The 21,363-nt window shown below is 62.4% G+C and carries 15 protein-coding genes; 8 read left to right on the top strand and 7 right to left on the bottom strand.

The window, feature by feature from the left end; all coding sequences use genetic code 11:
• Positions 1–117 precede the first annotated feature (117 nt).
• Entirely contained in the window at positions 118–1,812 is a 1,695-nt protein-coding gene (locus EAO80_RS02605) for a BCCT family transporter (protein ID WP_245998409.1), read from the top strand.
• 125 nt (positions 1,813–1,937) lie between these two features.
• On the opposite strand, the gene ilvA is transcribed toward EAO80_RS02605, so the two are convergent.
• Genes ilvA through EAO80_RS02590 form a run of 3 tightly spaced genes read right to left on the bottom strand, consistent with a single transcriptional unit; the run spans position 1,938 to position 6,530 of the window.
• Positions 1,938–3,164, bottom strand: a complete 1,227-nt coding sequence (gene ilvA, locus EAO80_RS02600; protein ID WP_122088384.1) for a threonine ammonia-lyase — start codon at positions 3,162–3,164, stop codon at positions 1,938–1,940.
• Complete coding sequence (locus EAO80_RS02595; protein WP_122088383.1) at positions 3,164–5,665, bottom strand: GcvT family protein; 2,502 nt, start codon at positions 5,663–5,665, stop codon at positions 3,164–3,166. The genes ilvA and EAO80_RS02595 overlap by 1 nt, the downstream gene beginning before the upstream one ends.
• Positions 5,666–5,714: 49 nt before the next feature.
• Entirely contained in the window at positions 5,715–6,530 is an 816-nt protein-coding gene (locus EAO80_RS02590; RefSeq protein WP_122088382.1) for an IclR family transcriptional regulator, read from the bottom strand.
• 392 nt (positions 6,531–6,922) lie between these two features.
• On the opposite strand from EAO80_RS02590, the gene EAO80_RS02585 reads away from it, so the two are divergent.
• The 4 genes from EAO80_RS02585 (at position 6,923) to EAO80_RS02570 (ending at position 10,803) form a co-directional block, all read left to right on the top strand.
• The gene (locus EAO80_RS02585; RefSeq protein WP_122088381.1) at positions 6,923–8,059 is read left to right on the top strand and encodes an aromatic ring-hydroxylating oxygenase subunit alpha; all 1,137 of its coding nucleotides are present in this window, start codon (positions 6,923–6,925) and stop codon (positions 8,057–8,059) included.
• A 13-nt stretch (positions 8,060–8,072) separates the two neighbouring features.
• Positions 8,073–8,429, top strand: a complete 357-nt coding sequence (locus EAO80_RS02580; RefSeq protein WP_122088380.1) for a DUF7542 family protein — start codon at positions 8,073–8,075, stop codon at positions 8,427–8,429.
• 956 nt (positions 8,430–9,385) lie between these two features.
• Positions 9,386–9,772 (top strand): DUF5805 domain-containing protein, encoded by a 387-nt coding sequence (locus tag EAO80_RS02575; RefSeq protein WP_122088379.1) that lies wholly within the window; start codon positions 9,386–9,388, stop codon positions 9,770–9,772.
• The gene (locus EAO80_RS02570; RefSeq protein WP_122088378.1) at positions 9,769–10,803 is read left to right on the top strand and encodes a tyrosine-type recombinase/integrase; all 1,035 of its coding nucleotides are present in this window, start codon (positions 9,769–9,771) and stop codon (positions 10,801–10,803) included. The genes EAO80_RS02575 and EAO80_RS02570 overlap by 4 nt, the downstream gene beginning before the upstream one ends.
• Positions 10,804–10,901: 98 nt before the next feature.
• Here EAO80_RS02570 and EAO80_RS02565 read toward each other — a convergent pair whose 3' ends face one another.
• The gene (locus tag EAO80_RS02565; RefSeq protein WP_122088377.1) at positions 10,902–11,663 is read right to left on the bottom strand and encodes an IclR family transcriptional regulator; all 762 of its coding nucleotides are present in this window, start codon (positions 11,661–11,663) and stop codon (positions 10,902–10,904) included.
• A gap of 435 nt (positions 11,664–12,098) precedes the next feature.
• Here EAO80_RS02565 and EAO80_RS02560 point away from each other — a divergent pair, with 435 nt between their 5' ends.
• Positions 12,099–13,010, top strand: coding sequence for an HpcH/HpaI aldolase/citrate lyase family protein (locus EAO80_RS02560; protein ID WP_122088376.1), 912 nt, complete (start codon positions 12,099–12,101; stop codon positions 13,008–13,010).
• A 36-nt stretch (positions 13,011–13,046) separates the two neighbouring features.
• Here the strand turns inward: EAO80_RS02560 and EAO80_RS02555 are convergent, their stop codons facing one another.
• Positions 13,047–13,415, bottom strand: a complete 369-nt coding sequence (locus EAO80_RS02555) for a VOC family protein (RefSeq protein WP_122088375.1) — start codon at positions 13,413–13,415, stop codon at positions 13,047–13,049.
• A gap of 105 nt (positions 13,416–13,520) precedes the next feature.
• Between EAO80_RS02555 and EAO80_RS02550 the strand changes: the two genes are divergently transcribed.
• Positions 13,521–16,532: an FAD-binding and (Fe-S)-binding domain-containing protein gene (locus EAO80_RS02550; RefSeq protein ID WP_122088374.1), complete on the top strand. Its 3,012-nt coding sequence runs from the start codon at positions 13,521–13,523 to the stop codon at positions 16,530–16,532.
• A gap of 138 nt (positions 16,533–16,670) precedes the next feature.
• Positions 16,671–18,404, top strand: coding sequence for an L-lactate permease (locus EAO80_RS02545; RefSeq protein ID WP_122088373.1), 1,734 nt, complete (start codon positions 16,671–16,673; stop codon positions 18,402–18,404).
• 22 nt (positions 18,405–18,426) lie between these two features.
• On the opposite strand, the gene EAO80_RS02540 is transcribed toward EAO80_RS02545, so the two are convergent.
• The gene (locus tag EAO80_RS02540) at positions 18,427–20,628 is read right to left on the bottom strand and encodes an LUD domain-containing protein (RefSeq protein WP_122088372.1); all 2,202 of its coding nucleotides are present in this window, start codon (positions 20,626–20,628) and stop codon (positions 18,427–18,429) included.
• The gene (locus EAO80_RS02535; RefSeq protein ID WP_122088371.1) at positions 20,625–21,125 is read right to left on the bottom strand and encodes an LUD domain-containing protein; all 501 of its coding nucleotides are present in this window, start codon (positions 21,123–21,125) and stop codon (positions 20,625–20,627) included. Before EAO80_RS02535 ends, EAO80_RS02540 begins: the two co-directional genes overlap by 4 nt.
• Between the last annotated feature and the right edge of the window lie 238 nt (positions 21,126–21,363).

Below are 21,363 nucleotides of genomic sequence, written 5' to 3'. Positions count from 1 at the left end.
TATCGATACGTCGGTCGGCAGGTGAGACGATGGATCCATATATAACACGACAGCGAGGAGACAGCGATTCGCACGGCGGAAAACGGGAGACGCGCCGAACGTGGGGGGTAATCGATCATGGCTGACAGCGATTCTGACTCGCTTCAGCAGGACGTTTTCTACGCCGATACCGACCACGAACCGGGCGACGACAACGTTCAGAAATGGGGATTCGACGTTCATCCGGTCGTCTTCGGCGTCTCCACCGGACTGATCCTTCTGTTCGTCGTGTTGACTCTGTTGTTCCAAGAGCAGGCGGCGTCGGTGTTCACACAGACCCAAGCCAGTATCGCCGAGTACATGGGCTGGTTCTACATCCTCTGTGCGAACGTGTTCATCGCGGTCGTGCTGTATTTCGGTCTCGGAAAGTACGGAAGCATTCGGATCGGCGGCCCCACCCAGGAGCCGGAGTTCAGCGATTTCTCCTGGCTGTCCATGCTCTTCAGCGCGGGCATGGGAATCGGCCTCATGTTCTGGAGCGTCGGCGAACCGGTCTTTCACTACAGCGCACCGCCCTTCGGCGAGGCCGAAACCGCCGCGGCGGCCGAGACGTCGATGGTCGCGACGTATTACCACTGGGGGATCCATCCCTGGGCGATCTACGGGCTGGTCGCGCTCGGACTGGCGTTTTACGCCTACAACCGGGGACTTCCCCTGACCTTCCGGTCGCTCTTTTGGCCCCTGCTCGGCGAGCGCATCTACGATTGGCCGGGACACCTCGTCGATACGCTCGCCGTGTTCGCGACGGTGTTCGGTCTCGCGACGTCGCTGGGGTTGGGAGCCCAACAGATCAACGCCGGCCTCAACATCATCTCGGAGGGATTCCTCCCGATGACCATCCCGGTCGAAACGTCCGTTCAGGTGGTACTCATCGCGGCCATCACGGCCTGTGCGGTCGTGTCGGTCTGGGCGGGTCTGGACAAGGGGGTCCGTCGCCTGAGTCAACTGAACGTCTACCTCATGTTCACTCTACTCGGGGCGATCGTGATCATCGGGCCGACGCTGTTCGTCTTCGATACGTTCGTCCAGACGCTTGGCTCGTATCTCAGCAGGCTCCCCGAACTGGCGTTCTGGACCGCGAGCTACGAAGGTGGCAGCGACGGCTGGCAGGCCGCGTGGACGATCTTCTACTGGGGCTGGTGGATCGCGTGGTCGCCGTTCGTCGGGATGTTCATCGCCCGGATATCGAAGGGACGGACCGTCCGCGAGTTCGTCCTCGCCGTGCTGATCCTGCCGGCGCTGTTCTCGTTCATCTGGATGTCGGCGTTCGGTGGCACGGCGCTGCATTTCGAACTGTTCACCGAGTCGTCGATCATCGCGGCGGTCCAGGAAAGCGAGGCGGTCGCGATGTTCGAACTGTTCGCGTTGTTGCCGCTGACGCTCGTGCTTTCGGTCGTAGCCATCGTCCTCGTCGTCTCCTTTTTCGTTACCTCCTCGGACTCGGGCTCGCTGGTGCTTGGCAGCATCACCGCCGGCGGGCAGGACGACGCCACCCGGAACCTGCGCGTCTCGTGGGCCGTCTTCGAGGGGATTCTGGCCGCCGTGTTGCTCATCGGGGGAGGCCTGAGCGCACTCCAGACCGCCTCGATCGCGACCGGGCTGCCCTTCGCCATCGTGTTGCTGTTCATCTGTTATACCCTCTGGATCGGGCTCAAAAGCGAACACCGGCTCCTCCAGTCCCGGGAGGTCGAACGGCGGATCCGGAGTATGGACGACGACGCGTTACCCGGATCGGAGTCCAACTCCGGGGCGGCTCCGACCGACGACGACTGATCGCGGGTGACCCACGACTCTACCCGTTCTCACCACGCTTCGTCCGACAAAAGACCACGTACTTCGCGCCGAGTCCGTTTCCATGCAATCCCGAAATCGAGACGGAAGCCGATCCGCGAGCCGTCTCAGCTCGCGTTGACGATCTCGACGGTGTAACCGCGGTTCTCGATGGCCTCGGTGATCGCCCGTGAGTGGCTCGACCCGCTGGTGACGAGCCGGAAGACGAGGTAGGCGTCGCCGACGTTGAGGTCCTCGACCGCCCGCTCGTGGCGCACGTCCCGGATGTTCGCGTCGTGGTCGGCGATCACTCGGGAGAGTTCGGCCATCCGACCGGGCTGGTCGTCGATGTGAACCCGGAGGTTCAACAGCTGCTGGCGGTCCGTCATCGCGTGGACGAGCACCGTCTGAAGCATCGGCATGTCGAGGTTCCCGCCACACAAAAGCGGCATGACGGTCTCGCCGCGCACGTCGAGCTCGTCGCTCAACAGCGCCGCGACCCCGGCCGCACCGGCACCCTCGACGAGCTGTTTCGCGCGTTCGAGCAACAACAGGATCGCTTGTGCGATCTCGTCGTCCGAGACTGTGAGGACCTCGTCGACGTGCTCCTCGATGAGCCCGAGGGTGAGCTCCGAAACCCCACCCGTCGCGATCCCGTCGGCGATGGTGTCGACCGAATCGAGCGTCTGTGGGATCCCCTTATCGAGGCTCTTCGGTACCGTTGCGGCCGCCTCGGCCTGGACGCCGACGATCCGGACGTCAGGCGCGAGTTCCGAAAACGCCAGCGAGATCCCCGAGATCAGTCCGCCCCCGCCGATGGGAACGATGACGGTGTCGACGTCGGGACAGTCCCCGACCATCTCCACTCCCAGCGTGCCCTGCCCGGCGACGATGTCGGGGTCGTCGTAGGCATGGACGAACGTCGAGTCGCCACCGGAGGCGAGTTCCTTCGCGTGAGCCATCGCCTCCCGGAAGTCCTTGCCGTGGAGTTCGACCGTCGCACCGTAACCGCGGGTGGCGTCGATCTTCGTCTGCGGGGCCGTCTTCGGCATGACGATGGTCGAGTCGATTCCTAGGGTCGTCGCCGCCAGCGCAACCCCCTGGGCATGGTTGCCCGCGCTCGCGGCGACCGCGTGTTCGACGTTGCCTGCGGCGACCGCCTGTGAGAGCTTGTTGTACGCACCGCGGGTCTTGAACGAGCCCGTCCACTGGAGGTGCTCCATCTTCAGATAGACCTCGGCGTCGACCATCCCTCCCAAGGAGGTGCTCCGCTCGACGGGCGTGCGTTTGACGACACTCTCGTCGTCGAGTCGATCCCCGGCGGCCTCGATGTCCGCGAAGCTGACACCCACCATCAGCGGATGATCTTCTCCCGGTCGGGGTCGAACAGCGGCTCCTCGGCGACCGTCGCCGGGTAGCGCTCGCCCTCGAACTCGATGTCGAGTGTGGTGCCGGTCTCCGCATACTCGGGCGGCAGGTAGCCGTAGACGATGCCCGCGTCGATGCTGTAGCCGTAGTCGGCGGCCTTCACGTGGCCAAGGACCTCCTCCCCGTCAAGGATCGGTTTGCCCCCGTCGACGACTTCGCCCGAGTCATCGAGCGTCATCGGGACGATCTCCCTCTCGAGATCCGACTCCTTCGCCTCGACGAGCGCCTCGCGGCCGATGAACTCCTCTTTGTCGGTATCGACCGCGAAGCCGATCCCCGCCTCGTAGGGGTCGTGCTCGGGTGTGAGGTCGGTCCCCCACAGGCGATAGCCCTTTTCTAACCGAAGGGAGCCGAGGAACGCGCCGTTTCCGAGCGCGATCATGTCGTGTTCTTGGCCCTGCTCCCAGATGAGGTCCCAGAGCCGACCGCCGTACTCCGTGGGTGCGTAGAGCTCCCAGCCGAGCTCGCCGACGTACGAGACCCGCAGCGCGAGCACTGGAATCGAATCGATGTAGAACTCCTTGGCGCGGAAGTACCCAAAGGAATCGTTCGAGAGGTCCTCGTCGGTGAGCGGCTGGAGCACCTCCCTCGCTTTGGGCCCCCAGACGCCCAGCCCGCACTGATCCGAGACGTGGGCGTCGATATCGACCCCCTCGTCGGGTGCGTGCTCGCGGATCCAGCGGGTGTGCTCGGTCGCCGAGGCGCCGCCGCCGGTCGTGGCGACGAAGCGGTCCTCGCCCAGCCGGGTAACCGCCATGTCCGCTAATACCCCACCGTCCTCATTGAGCATCGGGGTGTAGCGGACCTGGCCAACGTCGCTGTCGAGGTCGTTTGCGAACAACCGCTGGACGAACTCCAATGCGTTTTCGCCGGTGATCTCGATGCCCGTGTAGCGCGAGAGGTCGTAGATTCCGACGTTCTCCCGCACGGCTTGGTGCTCGGCCCCCTGGATCGGCGACCAGCCTTCCGCCAGCCAGCCCGACCGTTCGGGCACCTCGTACTCCGAGAGGAGGGATTCGTTGGCCTCGTACCACTGAGGTACCTCCCAGCCGCCCGATTCGTAGAACTCCGCGCCCAATTCCTTCTGGCGCTCGTAAAACGGACTGCGTCTGAGCTCGCGCTGGTTCTGGGGCTGTTCGTTCGGGTGGATCAACTGATACACTTCCTGGTACTGCTGTCCCCCGCGGGCGTAGGAGAACGCCCGACTGCCCGAGTGGGGCTGGAACCGTTCGAGGTGCGCGCCGCTGATGTCGACGTTCTCCCCGTCAAGGCGGGGAACGCCCTCGTCCATCCACGAGGCGACGACGCTGCCGACGCCGCCCGACTGGGTGACCCAGACCGCGAGCGCCCACCACAGCCCGTCGATTTCCTCGGTCTCACCGAGGATTGGCATTCCGTCGGGGGTAAATGAGAACATCCCGTTAAAGGCGCGCTCGAACCCGCAATCTTCGAAGGCGGGCACGAGTTCGCGGGCGGCATCGTAGGCGGACTTGTCGATATCGGGATGGGTCGGTTCGTAGAAGTGCTCCTCGGTAAATTCCCGGATCGAGGGCATCTCCTCGGCCTCCTCGGGCGCGCGGATGTCCTCGGGATCCACGAGCAGTGATTCGTGATCATACGAACCGATACCGTAGGACTCGCCGTGCTGGCGGAAGTACATCGAGTAGTCCTGATGGCGCAGAATCGGCTGTTCGAGTTCCTGGCTCGCGTCCGCGAGTTCCTCCATGGGTTCGCTCACGAGGTACTGGTGGGCACAGGGAACCAGCGGAACGTCGACGTCGACCATCCCGCCGAACAACGGCCCCCAGATGTTCGTCGCCACGAGCACCTCCTCACACTCGATCCGGCCGTTGTCCGTGACCACGGCTTCGACTTCCCCACCGTTGGTTTCGATGTCCGTAACGGTAGTGTGGCCGTAGAAGTCGGCTGCGCCCCGGTCCTCGGCTGCGTGGGCCATCGTCTCGGAGGCGTTGACCGCGTGGGCCTTGCCGTCACTGGGGACGTGGTAGCCGCCGTGGATCACTGAGGGATCGATCTGCGGGATCCGATCCGCGACTTCGTCGGCCGAGAGCAGTTCGCCGCCCTCGATCCCCCACGAGCGGCCGTACTCGCGCTTTCGTTTCAGGTAGTCCCAGCGCTCGTCGGTGTAAGCGACCTCGATACCGCCGCAGTCCGCAAAACTGTCGAACTCACCGTAGAGGTCGACGGTGTACTGGGCGAGCCGACTCATCAGTTCGTTCTCGGCGGTCTGGAAGACCAGCCCCGGGGCGTGGGAAGTCGATCCGCCCGTCTCGAACAGCGGGCCCTGATCGACGACGACGATGTCCTCGCGTCCCTGCTCGGCGAGGTGGTAGGCGGCGCTACAGCCGACGCAGCCGGCCCCGACGATGACGGTCCCCGCGTTCTGCGGGAGTGTCTCGGCGGTCATATGTACTGGCCTCGTCGGACCAGCACATTAAGTGTCACGGTCACATACGTCACGAGATCGGGTCGGTCTTCTCACCTTCCCGGAGAGCGTCCTCGAGATCGCTCGCGGCTTCGACGACGACCGCCGCCGCCTCCGTTTCGAGGCCTTCGCTCTCGCGCCGGTAGGTCGGGACCGACATCCCGAGCGCCCCCAGCGGCGATCCGTCCGGGTTCGTGACGGCGACGCCGACCGCACACAGCCCGTCAACGTACTCCTCGTCGGCCACGGCGTACCCGCGATCGCGCGTACGCGAGAGATCATCTCGAAGGGTTTCGCGGTCAGTGATCGTGTTCCCCGTGCGCGCGGGTAGCCCCCAGCGATCGACGACGGCGTCGACCCGCTTGTCGGGAAGTTCCGCAAGTAGGGCCTTCCCCGCCGCCGTAGAGTGCATGTGGTAGTACGTTCCCGAGTGTGAGAGGTCGCTGGCGGTGGCAAACAGGTCGTCACGGTAGCTGTTTTGAGGGTGGTACGACTCGTAGACGGTGATCGTGCGCCCGTCGTTCTCGACGACGAAGTCCGCCTCCTCGTCCGTCCGTTCGGCCAGATCCCGAACCGTCCGTCCGGCCAATCGGTAGCCCCGCTTCCTGAGACGGGCGTATTCGCCGTGGTGGTGGAACTTCAGGCCGACGTGATACTGTTCGCCCTCCTTTTCGAGGTAGCCGTGGGATGCGAGGGTCGAGAGATGTTTGTAGACGGTGCTTTTCGCGAGATCGAACTCCGAGACGAGTTCCGCGAGGGTCGCGCCGTCCCGGCGCTGGATCGCCGCGACGAGCTCGAACGAGCGTTCGGTCGTCTTGACTCCATTCCGAGTGCTATCAGTTGTCATACGAACGTCTCCACACCACGACCATAAAACAGTTCGGGCATACCGAATCGAACTGGTGCCGACGCTTGGTGGACGACGTCAACCGGATCGGATCCAGACCGGTCCTATCTGACTCCCGTGGATTAGTTCGTCATATCCGAACGATTCGGATCTCCACAGTCGCGTATCCCTGTTTCGCGGACCCGAATCAGAGTACCGTTACACGAATACTGCTGTAATTCGATGTGTTCTCACGAGCTGGCGTTCGATAGCTACCGTCCACGAGGGGCGAATTAGTTCGGAATATCGAAACCGATTGGCGTACGACCGTGTTCATGACCGCGGGGTTCTGACGGCTGTGGATCGGTATCGTGGCACCAAGATTTTTGTATCTCGGTGCTGTATACGGGCATATGACGCAGTGGAACGACGGGACAGAGGTGACTGCGGCGGTTAGTCCCGATATAACCGACGAAACGAACGCACTGCCGGCGAAATACTTCACCGACCCGGCGGTCCATGAGATGGAAAAAGAGACAATTTTCTCCCGGTACTGGGTGTACGCAGGCCACGCGAACGCGATCGAGGAGCCCGGCGAGTACTTCACCCGGACGGTCGGCGATAAGGGAATCGTCATCACCCGGGACAAGGACCGCGAGGTTCGGGCGTTCTACAACGTCTGTGCCCACCGGGGATCGAAGATGGTCGATGACACCCCGATGACCGATCCGGGCAACGCCAACGGGATCCGGTGTCCGTACCACCTCTGGACCTACGAGCTGGACGGCAAACTCCGCAGCACACCCCAGAGCTTCGAGAAAGCGGGGATGAACCCCGACCTCGAGGACGAGGACGTTCCTGAACTCGATCCCGAAAAGAACGGCCTCATGGAGGTTCATCTCGACAGCATCGGTCCGCTGCTGTTCGTCAACTTCGCGGAGGATCCGGCCCCCCTCGCCGAGCAGGCCGGCACACTCAAAGAGGAACTCGAATCGTTTCCCTTGGAGGACTACCAGCTCGCCCGGCGGTACGTCTCGGAGGTCGAGTGCAACTGGAAGACCTTCAGCGGGAACTACTCCGAGTGCGATCACTGTCAGGCCAACCACCAGGACTGGATCAAGGGAATCTCGCTTTCCGAGTCCGAACTCGAGGTCGACGACCACTACTGGGTACTGCATTACACCCACGACGAAGGCGTTGAGGCCGCCGAATCGCTCATCGAAGGCGAGGCACGGTTCTACTACTTCTGGCCGAACTTCACACTCAACATGTATGGCAACGCCGACGGCTATGGCACCTACATTATCGATCCGATCGACGAGGGGTGTTTCCAGCTCATCGCCGATTACTACTTCAAGGACTCCGAGTTGACCGAGGAGGAACGGGAATTCGTCCAGTTGAGCCGCAAGCTCCAGGAAGAGGACTTCGAGCTCGTCGAGCGCCAGTACGAGGGACTCAAATCCGGCGCACTTGCTCAGGCCCAGCTCGGGCCGAACGAACACACCGTCCACCGCCTCCATCGACTCACCCAGGAGGCTTACGACGCGTGATGACTGGCACGCCATGAACCGGTCCGACGGAGTGCGGCTCATTGTCGCCTGTCCGGACTGTGCGGTCAAAAAGTCGATCGACGACGTCAACGAGGCAGTCGCCTTCTACCGTCGCCATCACGCGATCACCGGTCATGACGTCGAATGGAGGCACGCGGAACTCGACGAAGGCGCAATATCGGGCGCGGATCTTCGATCCGTTATCGCAGCACTGGAGACCCGAGTCGAGGGCAACGTCCCGCTCGGCCTCGTGACCGTTGTGATGAGTGAGCGGGACATGACGATCGGCGAGACGCTCGAGGCGGTGCGTGAACTGCGGATGAACGGTGAGCTCTACGAACCCCGGGATGACCACCTCCGAGTGACGTAAATACCACGGCTCGAGAATTGCACTATCAACATAGTTGATCCTTTACGGATCGTTTAGAGCGTCAGGAACTATCTTTTGCACGAGGCTGTCGTAGATTCATACCGAGAGGGTAAATCAACTCGTTAGATCAGGATAGTCATACAAACGTATTAACGAGATGGTGGTTTGTAGATATCCAAACAGTCAGAGTCTGGAACTCAAGAGAAGGATAGTTTGTATATCAATATGAGATTTATGACCTTTGGCCCAAAAGAAAACCGTTGTTCCCCAGTTCGAATACCGGTTGTCGGATCGATGGACAGGGAGCGCCGTTCCAGAGAGTAGTATAGAAGCCACGCGAGTTGGCTCATCGTGATGGTCGCGAAGTCGGGAAGTGGTTCGTCCGCTACCTCCTATCCGATCCTATCCGAACGGGACAGTCGTTTTCTGGGGCACGGCTGCCCCATGCATCGAGTTAACAACTGATCGGATTACAACCGACCGTAGGCCACTTTGGAAAGCTATCCTCCGGGCCATCCCCTCTGGACCTCACTACGAGGGTCAGTCTTATCGCTCTTCGCGCTGCTAGATGACTGACGGGCCGGGATACAACCCTTATCAGAGGCCCCGATGGTTCCTCTACCTCAGTACGCGTCACTTCGATTGCTTCGAACTCCATGGAGCAGGGGATGGGAAACCAGTTTCTCCGGAAGGGTGTCTTCCGGGTGCTACCCCAGGGCAAGGCGGAAGACACGAGGTTGCGCCCACTGTCGGAAGGTCGCCCCTGTACTAATGATATCCATCCGACTGTGCCAATCGGAATTTATATTCTCAATTAGCCCCTTAGATGGCGAAGGGTAGTACTACAGAATAATATATGAATAGAAAATAGGGCTAAGTTAGGAACCAATTTGGATAATAAACACTCTTATTTCCTATTCTGGTACATTAAAGGAGGAGGGGATCAAACGGCCAATATGGCAGCCGAACGCGACACCGAACGGACAGTCGTAAAGACACACGTCCCAGCGTACCAAAAACGGATCTGGGTCGACCACGCCGAGGATCTCAACATGAGCCAGAGCGAGTTCCTTCGAACGATGGTTCAGGCGGGTCGTAAGGGATTCGAGCCAACGGAGGGGCCGGCGAACGAGCGGAACGTGGCGGATGACGGCACCGATCTCGAATCGCGCGTGAAGTCGGTCCTCGCCGGTTCCGGGCCGCTCTCGTGGGACGAACTCGTCGCGGTGTTGACCGACGATTTCGAGGACCGGCTGGACGAGGCGCTCCAATCCCTTCAAGAGGAAAATCGTCTCCGGTACAGCGGCCGGGATGGCGGTTATACGCTGAACGACCGCTCATGAGCGGGACCGAACCGGGTAGCGCGGAAGACCCGATCGCGTACTTCCTTCAAGACATCGAGTATCAGGGTAAAACCGAACGCACTCGGTCGGCTTACGAGCGCGTATTGCGGGATTTCGAGGCGTTCATCGAGATCAAGTACCCACGTGCGAACTCCCTTTCTGGGGTCTCACACCGGGGGTGTATGGCCTGGATCCACGGTCAGCGCGACGAAGTCGCGGAAAGCACGCTCGCGACCTACGCGTCGTATCTCCACCGTTTTTACGCCTATATGGCGCAAATCGGCGAGTTCGAGGAGAACCCGATGGCACTAGTCGTCGAACAGATGGACGAATCGATCGATGTCGACCCGACCCGTCGTGAGATCAGCGTCAAGGAGATGCGCGAGTTCGTTCGAAGAATCGAGCATCCGCTCTCACGGGCGATGATCCTCTCCCTGTTGAAAACGGGGATGCGTGCCGGCGAACTGTGCAACCTCGATCTTCGCGATCTCTCCCTCTCGACGGATGCGATCGAACTCAACGTCGAACCACGACCACAGCTCCACGGAAAACCGGATTCGATCTATGTCTCCCCCGAGCCCGCCCGCGGTCGGACCGTCAATGGCGAGGAACGCATCGATTCGAACAAGCGACGCCGTCCGACCGTCGTCCCCATCGATGGCGACCTCCGTCGGGCGCTAATTCGTTGGCTCGCGGTCAGACCCGACGCTCGCTCGCCGGCCGAACCGCTCTTCTGTAACACGACACGCCAGTGGGGCGATCGGGTTTCGGCCCAGACCGTCCACCACACCGTCGAACGATACGCGCGCGAGCGAGGGTGGTACCGAACCGGCGGCGGCGCGAGCGAGAACGTCACTCCCCACTACTTCCGTCACTTCTTCACGACGTACCTGCGGGGCCAAACGGGCGAACGTGGGATCGTCAAATACCTTCGGGGCGACGTCGCCGATGACGTGATCGATACCTACACCCACAACTGGGGCGATCGCGTGCGCGATATCTACGAATCGAATATATACCGGCTCGAATAACGTTCTCATTTCGAGGTCATAAATCGAATTTCACTATACAAAATTGGCCACAGTCACGAACATACGATTACACGAGTACGATTGTAACGATATGGATGTCATGCGTACGTACTGTTGATCTCGACGACGTTCGCCGCGCTCATCGTGAGCGCAGGGAGTTCGTCGGTGTACCACTCGCCTGTCATGCGACTCTTCGGTCCAGAGACGCTCACCGCACCGAGAACAGTCCCATCGACGACGACCGGGGCGGCGATACAGCGCAGGCCTTCGAGACGTTCCTCGTCGTCATAGGCGTACCCCCGCTCGCGCACCTCGGTCAGTTCCTCCGCGAGGCGATCGCGGTCAGTGATCGTGTTCGGCGTCACCGTCGGGAGGCCATGGCGGTCGAGGATTGCCTCGACGCGCTCATCAGACAGATGTGCGAGGATCGCCTTCCCGAACCCGGTGGTGTGAAGATAGACGCGTTTTCCAGCGTGTGTGTCCATGTGGACCGCGTCAGCCCCCTTCGCCCGATAGAGGAACACCCCGCGGCCGTGTTCCTCGACCAGCAGATTCGCCATCTCGCGGGTCTCCTCGGCGAGTTTGTCGATCTCCGGTGGGGCGATGGTCGCGATTCCCCGCCTGTCGCGCGCGTACTCACCCAACTGAAGGAATCGCAGACCGACGTCGTACTCGGAACCGTGTTTGGTGACGTACTCGTTTCGACGGAGGGTCTGGAGGTGATTGTGAACCGTACTCTTCGGAAATTCGAGATGGGTCGCCAGTTCAGTTACACCCGCGCCGTCAAGCGCCCGAAGCGCATCAAGGATCCGGAAACTCGTCTCGGTCGCCCGCACTGTCGTTGGTTCGTCAGCAGCCATGGAGGTCCCTATCACGCCGAAGGTAATAGTTCTACAGGTCGAAGTAGACGTTCCGATAGACTGAACGGATCTACCCAATGAACGAACACGCGATCAGTGTCGTTTGTACAACGGCTATCAACCGGCTTTCCGGGCGGTTCGTTCACCGCGGCAATAGTTATTTCCCATCTGTGAACGTAATCGTTCATACTGGCAGAACGCAGAACGAGTACATCACTCGCCTCGAATCCGCCAGTAACCATATGTACATACAGTAGTATCTATATTATTCAATCAAATGAACACTTTTAACTCGAATAGCTGTCTTTTCTTCTCTGTTGATAGCGTTCGATAGCCATGAATACGGTGCGACCGGGACGAAAGCGTGAGACCGTTTAGGTCCAGGGATATCTTTATCACCCGTCCTCATACAGTACCGAACGGAGTGAATCAGTCATGAGTGACGTGACCCTACGACGGACACAGCTAGCGACGCCCGCAAGCGACGAGCAGTTCATGGAAAGCGCCTCGAACAGCGCCGCCGACGAGGTCTTCCTCGATCTGGAAGACAGCGTCGCGCCGAACGCGAAACCCGATGCCCGGGAACCGCTGATCAACGCCGCCCAGAGCCACGACTGGAGCGGCAAGGTGCTCTCCTATCGGATGAACGGTATCGACACCAAATGGTGGTATGACGACGTCATCGACGTCGTGAGCGCCGCCGGCGAACACATCGACGACATCATCGTCCCGAAGGTCAAGGGCGCAAGCGACATCCACACCGTCGAGAACCTGCTTGCACAGGTCGAGGAGAACGCCGGCCTCGAGTCCGGCGCGATCGGCCTCGAACCGCAGATCGAGGACGGCGAGGGGATGCACAACGTCCACGAGATCGCCCACGCGAGCGATCGTCTTTCCAGCATCATCTTCGGGCCCGGCGACTACTCGGCGGCCATGGGGACTCCGGGACTGGACATCGGACAGTTCCCCGACTACCCCGGCCACTACTGGCACCACGCGCTCTCGGAGTGTAACGCCGCCGCCAAAAGTGCCGGTCTCCCCTGTTTGGACGGCCCCTACGCCGATATCGAGGACGAACAGGGCTTCCGCGACTCGTGTAACAACGCGAATATGATCGGCTGTGACGGCAAGTGGGCGATCCACCCCAGCCAGATCGAGATCGCAAACGAGATCTTCGCACCCGATCCCGACGTGGCCGAACGCGCAGAGCGGATCGTCGAGGCCTACGCCGAAGCAATGGAGGAGGGCAAGGGTGCAGTGAAGGTCGACGGCCAGATGGTCGACGAGGCCACCAACAAGATGGCTCAGGAGATCGTCGTCAACGCCGAAGCCGCCGACATCCTCTAAAACGCGGCGTCCAGTTTTCGATTCTTTTTCGGTCTCCTAGTCCAGCGATTCGACGAGTTCGACCCGCCGACCGTCGGGATCGCGCACGAACGCGGTTCGCGCGCCCGCTTCGGGTTGGTCGCCGGGTTCCTTGTCGACGCCGTAGTGGTCGATCCCCTCGAAGACCTCGTCGACGCTGTCGACCCCGATCGCGAGGTGGTCCCACGCGCTGCCGGCTTCGAACTCCTCCTCGCCGTTGGTATCAGAGAGCTGGAGTTCGGTCCCGTTCTCGTCGGCGATGTATCGGTTGTGGGTCTCGCCATCGGCCGTCTCGAACTCCCAGGATTCCTCGAACCCGAACTGCTCGTAGAAGTCGATGGTCTCCTCGGCGTCCGCGACGTTGATGTTGACATGGATCAGTTCCATGCTATCCCCTCGTGGCGAGGGACGTATTAAAACCGTGGGTCCGCGCCCCGTGGGAGGGTTCATCGAACACAGTATTTATCACCATCAACCCCTGACCGGAAGCTAATGGCCGTCGAAAAGCCCCACGGGGACATGAGCAACTTCGAAGTGTATAGCGACGCGCTCGGGCACGACCACCCGGACGCGGCCGAGTATGCCGAACTCGCGTCCGATCTGCGGGCGGTCGTCGACGGCGAGGTCCGGTTCGACGAGTACGCACAGGTACTGTACGCGACCGACGGCAGCATCTACAAGGCCAAACCGGCGGGCGTAGTCCACCCACGCGATCGGAACGACGTGCGCTATGCGGTGAAGATCGCCACGGAACACGACGTGCCGGTCATGGCCCGCGGTGCCGGTTCCTCGCTGGGTGGGCAGACCGTCGGCCCTGGTTGTGTCGTCCTCGATATGACGACCTATATGGACGAGATATGCGAGATCGACCCCGAGAACCGGCGCGCTCGCGTCCAGCCCGGCGTCGTCCAGGATCACTTCGACGAGGTCGCACAGGAGTACGGCCTGAAGTTCGCGCCCGACCCGGCCTCCTCGAACCGCGCGACGATCGGCGGGGGGATCGGTAACAACTCGACGGGCGCGCACTCCGTTCGATACGGCATCACCGACGCCTACACCGAGGAACTCGACGTGATCCTTTCCGATGGGACCGAGATCCATACGAGAGAAGTCGTCCTCGATTCGCCCGAGTACGAGGGGATCGTCTCGAAAGGGGATCGAGAGGCCGAGATCTACGAGACGGTCCGGGGGATCGTCGAGGACAACGAGGCCGAAATCGAGGACCGATACCCGAACCTCAAACGAGTCGTGTCGGGCTACAACCTCAACCGAGTGATCTACGAGAACGAGGCCGGCGAGGAAGTCATCAACCTCTCGAAGCTGCTCGTGGGCGCCGAGTCCACACTGGGAATCGTCGTCGAGGCCGAGATCTCGCTGGTGAGCGTCCCCGAGGAGACGGCACTGGCGCTGTACTTCTTCGACGACCTCGTCGACTCGATGAAGGCGGTCCCTCAAGCTCTCGAATACGACGTCAGCGCCGTCGAACTGATGGACGACGAGGTGTTCCGGATGGCCGCCGAATCCGACGGCTACTCGCAGTACGTCGAGCCGATCCCCGAGGAGGCGAAAGCCGCGATCATGCTCGAATACGACTCGGAGATGGTCGAGGACTTCGAGGGAGCGATCAGTGAAACCAACGAACGCTTCGTCGAAGAGGGCGACGCCTTCGACGTACTGGAAGCATATACTGAAGAAGATCAGGGAAAGATCTGGAAACTCCGCAAGGCGGCGATTCCCCTGCTGATGAGTCTGGAGGGCGACCCGAAGCCGTATCCCTTCATCGAGGACGCGACGGTTCCCCCCGAGGAACTGGCCGAGTACGTCCAGTCGTTCAAGGAGGTCCTCGAAAACCACGGCACGTCGGCGGCGTACTTCGCGCACGCGGGCTCGGGGACGCTACACATCCGTCCGATCCTCAACCTCAAGGAGGACGAGGGCATCGAGACGATGCACTCGATCACCGACGAGATCACCGACCTCGTCGTCGAGCACCACGGTGCCTTCTCGGGCGAGCACGGCGACGGCATGGCCCGCACTGAGTTCAACCCGAAGATGTTCGGCGACGACCTGTGGGGTGGATTCAAGGAGCTGAAGACGGCGTTCGACCCCGAGTGGCTGATGCACCCCGGTAACGTCGTCTACCGCGACGGTCCGGAAGACCCCGGGCCCGAGAACGAGCGCGGCGTCGGCGCGGACAACCGTGAGAACCTCCGCTACGGTGCGGGCTATCAGTCGATCGAGCCCCAGACGAAGCTGGACTTCACCGACGAGGGCGGGTTCTCGCACCTCGTCGAACTCTGTAACGGCTGTGGGACCTGCCGACAGACCGACGACGTGATGTGTCCCACCTATCGGGGGATGAAGGACGAGATCGCGACCACCCGCGGGCGCGCGAACATGCTCCGGGCGGCGATCTCGGGCGACCTCCCTGAGGAGGAGATGTACACCGAGCAGTTCCAAGAGGAGGTGCTCGACCTCTGTGTGGGCTGTAAGGGCTGTAAATCGGACTGCCCCACGGGGGTCGACCTCGCGAAGCTCAAAGCCGAGACGAAACACCAGTACCACGAGCGCGAGGGGATCGGGCTCCGTGAGCGCGTCTTCGGCAACATCGACACGCTCTCGAAGCTCGGTAGCGCGCTCGCGCCGGTCTCGAACCTCGGGACGAAGGTCCCCGGCGCGCGCAAGGTGATGGAGAAGGTCGCCGGGATCGCCCCGGACCGGGAGCTCCCGCCGTTCCGCCGGGAGTCCCTGGAGGACTGGTACGACGCACGCGGCCCGCGCGTGAGCGAGGCCGAAGCCGACCGCAAGGTCGTGCTCTTTCCGGATACCTACACCAACTACAGCTATCCCGAGCCCGGGAAAGCCGCCATTCGGGTGCTGGAGGCGGCGAACACCCATGTGAAGATTCCCGACGATCTCGGCCCCAGCGGCCGGGCGGCCTACTCGAAATCGATGCTCGAAAAAGCCGAGAAACGCGCCCGACACAACGTCGAGCGCTTCGAGGAGTACATCGACGACGGCTACGAGGTCGTCGTCGTCGAGCCCTCGGACGCCGTGGTCTTCCAGGACGAGTATCTCGACCTGCTCTCGACGCCGGAAGCCGAGCGCGTCGCGGCCCACTCGTATGGTATCTGTGAGTACCTCGATGTCCACCGGCTGGTCGAGGGGATCGACGTGAACGAGACCGGTGAGCCCCTGACGTACCACGGCCACTGCCACCAGAAGGCGACCAACAAGGACCACCACGCGGTCGGCGTCCTCAGGCGCGCAGGCTACGCGGTCGACCCGCTGGACTCGACGTGCTGTGGAATGGCCGGCTCCTTCGGCTACGAGACCGAACACTACGACCTCTCGAAGTCGATCGCGAACCAGCTGTTCGACCAGATCGACGAGAGCGGCGGGACGCCCGTCGCGCCCGGCGGTTCCTGCCGGAGTCAGATCGGCGAGGAGTACGACGGGAACCCGCCCCACCCGATCGAGAAGGTCGCGGCGACGATCCAGTAGGCGCGCGGATTCGATTCCGAGCCGGTATTCGGCCGACGTGGAGGCGACCATATCCCTCATATTTATTAGCGACCGTTGAACACGTAGGCGTGAGTCGTTCACAATGATCACGAGAGTGCTGGAAAACGGTGATCGAGCATGGTAGTAGAGATCGTTCTCGCGGCGTTGCCGCTGTTGGTCGTGGCGGTGTTGTTGGTCGGCCTGCTGTGGCCGGCGACCCGTGCGATGCCGATCGCGTGGATCACCGCGCTGGGCGTCGGTTTTTTCGCCTGGAACATGCCACCGGACTGGCTCGCAGCGGCGTCGATCGTCGGGGTGATGACCGCCCTGGAGATCCTCTGGATCGTCTTCGGGGCGCTCGTTCTGCTCTATACGTTGATGCAGGCGGGCGCGTTCGACCGGATCAACCGGGGATTTGCCACCATCAGCGACGATCGCAGAGTACAGATCGTCCTGCTTGGCTTTTTCCTCGCGACGTTCATCGAGGGCGCGGCGGGCTTCGGGACGCCACCCGCGGTCGTCGCTCCGCTCCTGTTGGGGCTCGGGTTTCCGGCCTTGGCGGCGGTGATCGCCGCACTGATCGGCCACATCATCGCCGTCACGTACGGCGCGGTCGGCACGCCGATCATCGTCGGCATTCAGGATCCGCTGGCCTCGACGGGCTTCGAGGGGGCCATCTCGGAGGGGGGCTACACGGTCGCTGAGTTCTCGACGGAGGTCGCCGCCTGGGCGGCGACCTATCACGCGCTCGTCGGCTTCGCGATGCCGCTGTTCGCGGTCGCGATGGTGGTGTACTTCTTCGGCGAGGAGGACTCGCTGTCGCCGGCCTGGGAGGTCGCGCCGCTGTGTCTGTTCTCCGGGGTGGCCTTCGCGGTTCCCTACTGGCTATCGGCGTGGTTCTTCACCGCGGAGTTCCCCTCGCTCATCGGTTCGATGGTCGGCGGCGCGATCGTCGTCAGCGTACTGAAGGCCGGCTACCTGCTTCCCGATTCCCACTGGGACTTCCCGCCGCGCGAGGAGTGGCCGAGCCACTGGGTCGGGACCATCGAACCCGGCGAGAACGGTTCGAATACGGGTAGAGCAACCGATACGGCGGTTCCCGATGGCGGCGTGGTCCGCGGCTCGGAGATGTCGCTGCTCCGGGCGTGGTCGCCGTACGTCCTGCTGGTCGTGTTGCTCGTGATCACGCGTGCGATCGGACCGATCTCCGAGTTCATTCAGCAGTCGGTCTTCGTCATCGAGTGGCAGGAAATCCTCGGAACGGGACTCACCAACAGCATCGCGTGGGTGAACGTCCCCGGGTTCTGGCTGATCGCCAGCGCGCTGCTGGCGATCCCGATCTTCGGCATGAGTGGTGGGCAGGTCTCCGCGGCATGGCGCGAGGCCGCAGAGAAGATCGTCTCGCCGTTCATCGCGCTGGTCTTCGTCGTCGCGATGGTGCAGGTGATGATCAACTCCGCTGCCCATCCCGGCGCACCGGAAGCCGGCAGCATGATCATCGTGCTGGCACAGGCGACCGCGAACCTGTTCGGTCCGGTTTACCCGGCCGTCGCGGCGCTGATCGGCGCGCTCGGCGCGGCGATGGCCGGATCGAACACCGTCAGCAACATCACCTTCGGCGGCTTCCAGTTCGAGGCCGCCCAACAGCTCGGCCTGCCGACGCAGATCATCGTCGGCGCGCAGGCCGTCGGCGGCGCAATGGGCAACCTCGTCGCCATCCACAACGTCGTCGCGGCGCTGGCGACGGTCGGACTGGTCGGCCAGGAGGGTCGCGTCATGCGCCTGAACCTGATCCCGCTGGTCTACTACGCGGTCTTCGTCGGGTTCTGGGCGTTGCTGTTCTCGTACGTCCTGTTCCCGGGACTCTTCTGAGCCGCCGGTGCCGATTCGTGTTCTATTCGGTATCGGGCGCGATCAACTCGACCGGGTGGCGCGGTTTCCGTTCCAGTAGCGAATCCAGCTGATCCGTACACGACGTTCCGCTCGCGAGCACGGTCCGGTCGCGCTCGCCGGCCCGTTCGAACTCGTCTTCGAGTTCGTACCCCACGTCCATCGAGAGCTCGTAGTACTGGGACTTGTAGCCGAACGAACCGGCCATCCCGCAACACTCGACCGTCGAGGTGAGGACGTCGTACCCCAGTTCCTCCAGCAGCGCTTCGGTGTACTCCCCGAGGCCCATCGTGCGCTGTTGGCAGTGACTGTGATACGCCACCCGTCCGGGGCCGCCCGAGAGGACGTCGGTCTTCTCGGAGTCGTTCGCGACCAGTCCGTAGACGTATTCGAGGACCTCGTAGCTCGCGTCCGAGAGCCGGTCGAACGAGGCTTCGGGCAGGAACTTCTCGTACTCGCCTCGGAACATCGCCAGATCACTCGGTTCGACGACGATCACGTCACGGCTGGCGTCGAGTTGCTCCGCGAGGCCGGCGTAGGTTTCATGAGCCTGCTGGCGTGCCGTCGAGAGCATCCCCTGGCTGAGCGGCGCGCGCCCGCTTTCGGGTAGGTCCGGAAGCACCACTCGAACGTCGAGCGCTTCGAGCGTGCGGACCGCGGCCTTCCCCCGTTCCGGACTGATGTAGTTCGTGTAGGTGTCGGGATACAGCACCACCTCCCGGTCGGCATCGGCGGGTGCAAGCCCCTCACGGACGAGGAACCATTCCTGCAGGGTTTCGTCAGCAAACGTCGGAAGCTCACGACGGCTGTCGATCCGTAGTACCTTCTCCATCGCCCAGCGACTCGGCGGCAGTTCGGCGAACCAGTTCGAGACGGGCGCGGTCGCGCTGCCGAGCTTCGCGACGGTACCGAAGTTGCCGAAGAAGCGTTTCTGCAGACTCACACCACCGGGTTCGGCGTCCGGCGTCAGCCCCTCAACGAGGAAGTCGAACTCGCTGGAGGTCTCGCCGCGGTTGATCCGATCCCGCACGACCTCGTTGATCCACGGGATGTCTATCTTTACCGGACACTGGTTGACACAGCGTGAACACCCAGTGCAAAGGTCGTTGAACTCTTCAGCACTTTCCTGGCCGTGGACGCCGGCCTCCCAGCCGGTGGCGATCCCGCCCGAGTAGGTCTCGCCGCCGAAGGCGTGCCCGCCGACGTGCTGGAAGTTCGCACAGACGTTCGCGCACGCCCCACACCGAATGCAGTAGAGCGTTTCCTTCAATTCGGAGTCCTCGCGCATCGCCATCCGGCCGTTGTCGATCAGGACGAGGTGGAACTCCCGGTCGCCGTCGGCCTCGGAAAGGGGCTCGTCGCTCTCGAAATCGAGCGTCGGGGTCGATACGGGCGGTGTGAGAAGTGTGAGATACGAGGTGAGGTCCTGACCCGTCCCCGAGCGCGCGATGAGTTCGATGAATGGCTGAAGGTCCTCGAAGTTCGGGAGTATCTTCTCGACGCCCGACACGGCAATGTGGGTATCGGGTGCGACGGCGGATTTCCGGGCGTTGCCCTCGCTCGTGACGAGCAGCAGCGTCCCGTTCTCGGCGACAAGGAAGTTCGCGCCGGTCATCCCGATGTCCGCCTCCTTCACCCGCTCGCCGAGGTACTCGCGGGCGAACATGGTCAGCTCTTCTGCGGTCTCTAAGGGCTCGTCGGGCTCGAACTCGCTGTTGAACAGGTCGGCGATCTCCCGTCGGGACTTGTGGATCGCCGGGCCGACGATGTGCGAGGGCGATTCGTCGGCGACCTGGAGAACGAACTCCCCGAGGTCGGTCTCGTAGACCTCGACGCCCGCCGCCTCGAGCGCCTCGTTGACGTCGATCTCCTCGCTGGTCATCGACTTGCTTTTCACGAGCGTCTCGGCGTTCTCTTTTTCGGCCACCTCGGAGATATAGCGGTTCGCGTCCGCCGCGTCGCTCGCCAGATAGACGTGCCCGCCGTTTTCCTCGACGGTCTCGGTGAGTTCGTCGATCAGCTCGGGCAGGCGGGAAATGGCGTCCTCTTTGATATCACGGGCACGATCTTTGAGCCCCTCGTAGTCCTCTAAGTCCTCGACGGCAGCGTAGCGACCCTGGTTGAACACCCGGGTGTTCTCCTGGACGCTGTCGCCCTCGGTGTCGAGCAGCCGCCGAATGTGGGCCGCCTTCTCATCCGTGCTCATGACTCGATCACCAGCGCGTGGACCGTTTTGGGACCGTGTGCGCCCCGCACGAGTGCACCCATATCGGCCGTGGCGCTCGGTCCGGTGGCGATGACGGCACTCTCGCGGTCGTCGGCGAGGGTCGTCGCCATCGTTCCGACCGCGGTCGGCATGTCGGGGACGATATCGTCGCCGTCGATCACGACGACGTGGTGATCACAGAAGAGACTCACCGCCTCGTCGCCCGCCGGAGTCGAGGGCAGGATTACGGACCCGTACTCCGCGATGCCGAGGGTCGCACCCGTGACCCCGGTGATGGCCGTATCGATCTCCGCAGGGGACGGATCGGTGAGAACAGCGGTGTCTTCGAGCGAGACCGACTCGACAGGGAGTGAAGTCCCGACGGCGGGTACGGTGACGACCTCCGCGATCGTCTCCTCGAACGTCTCGGGCGCGAGTCGGGTGGTTTCGACGGCCAGCCCGTCGAGGGCGTCCTCGAACGTGTCAACGGTGGGCATACCTACTCCTTCGGGCACGGCCCCAATGGGTGTTTTCATCAAACGGATTCGTCAATCGTCGAATGTAGGAACTTCCCCTGTCGATACCTTTTTGTCGATATCGCAAGAGGGTCCAGTATGTCACTGGAGGACGACTCCCTCGACTACCACGAATCGGACCCGCCGGGCAAGATCGAGATCGCCACGACCAAACCCACGAACACACAGCGCGACCTCTCGTTGGCGTATTCGCCGGGCG

Source organism: Halalkalicoccus subterraneus (genome assembly GCF_003697815.1).
Lineage (GTDB): Archaea > Halobacteriota > Halobacteria > Halobacteriales > Halalkalicoccaceae > Halalkalicoccus > Halalkalicoccus subterraneus.
This window is presented reverse-complemented; position numbering and strand designations above follow the sequence as displayed.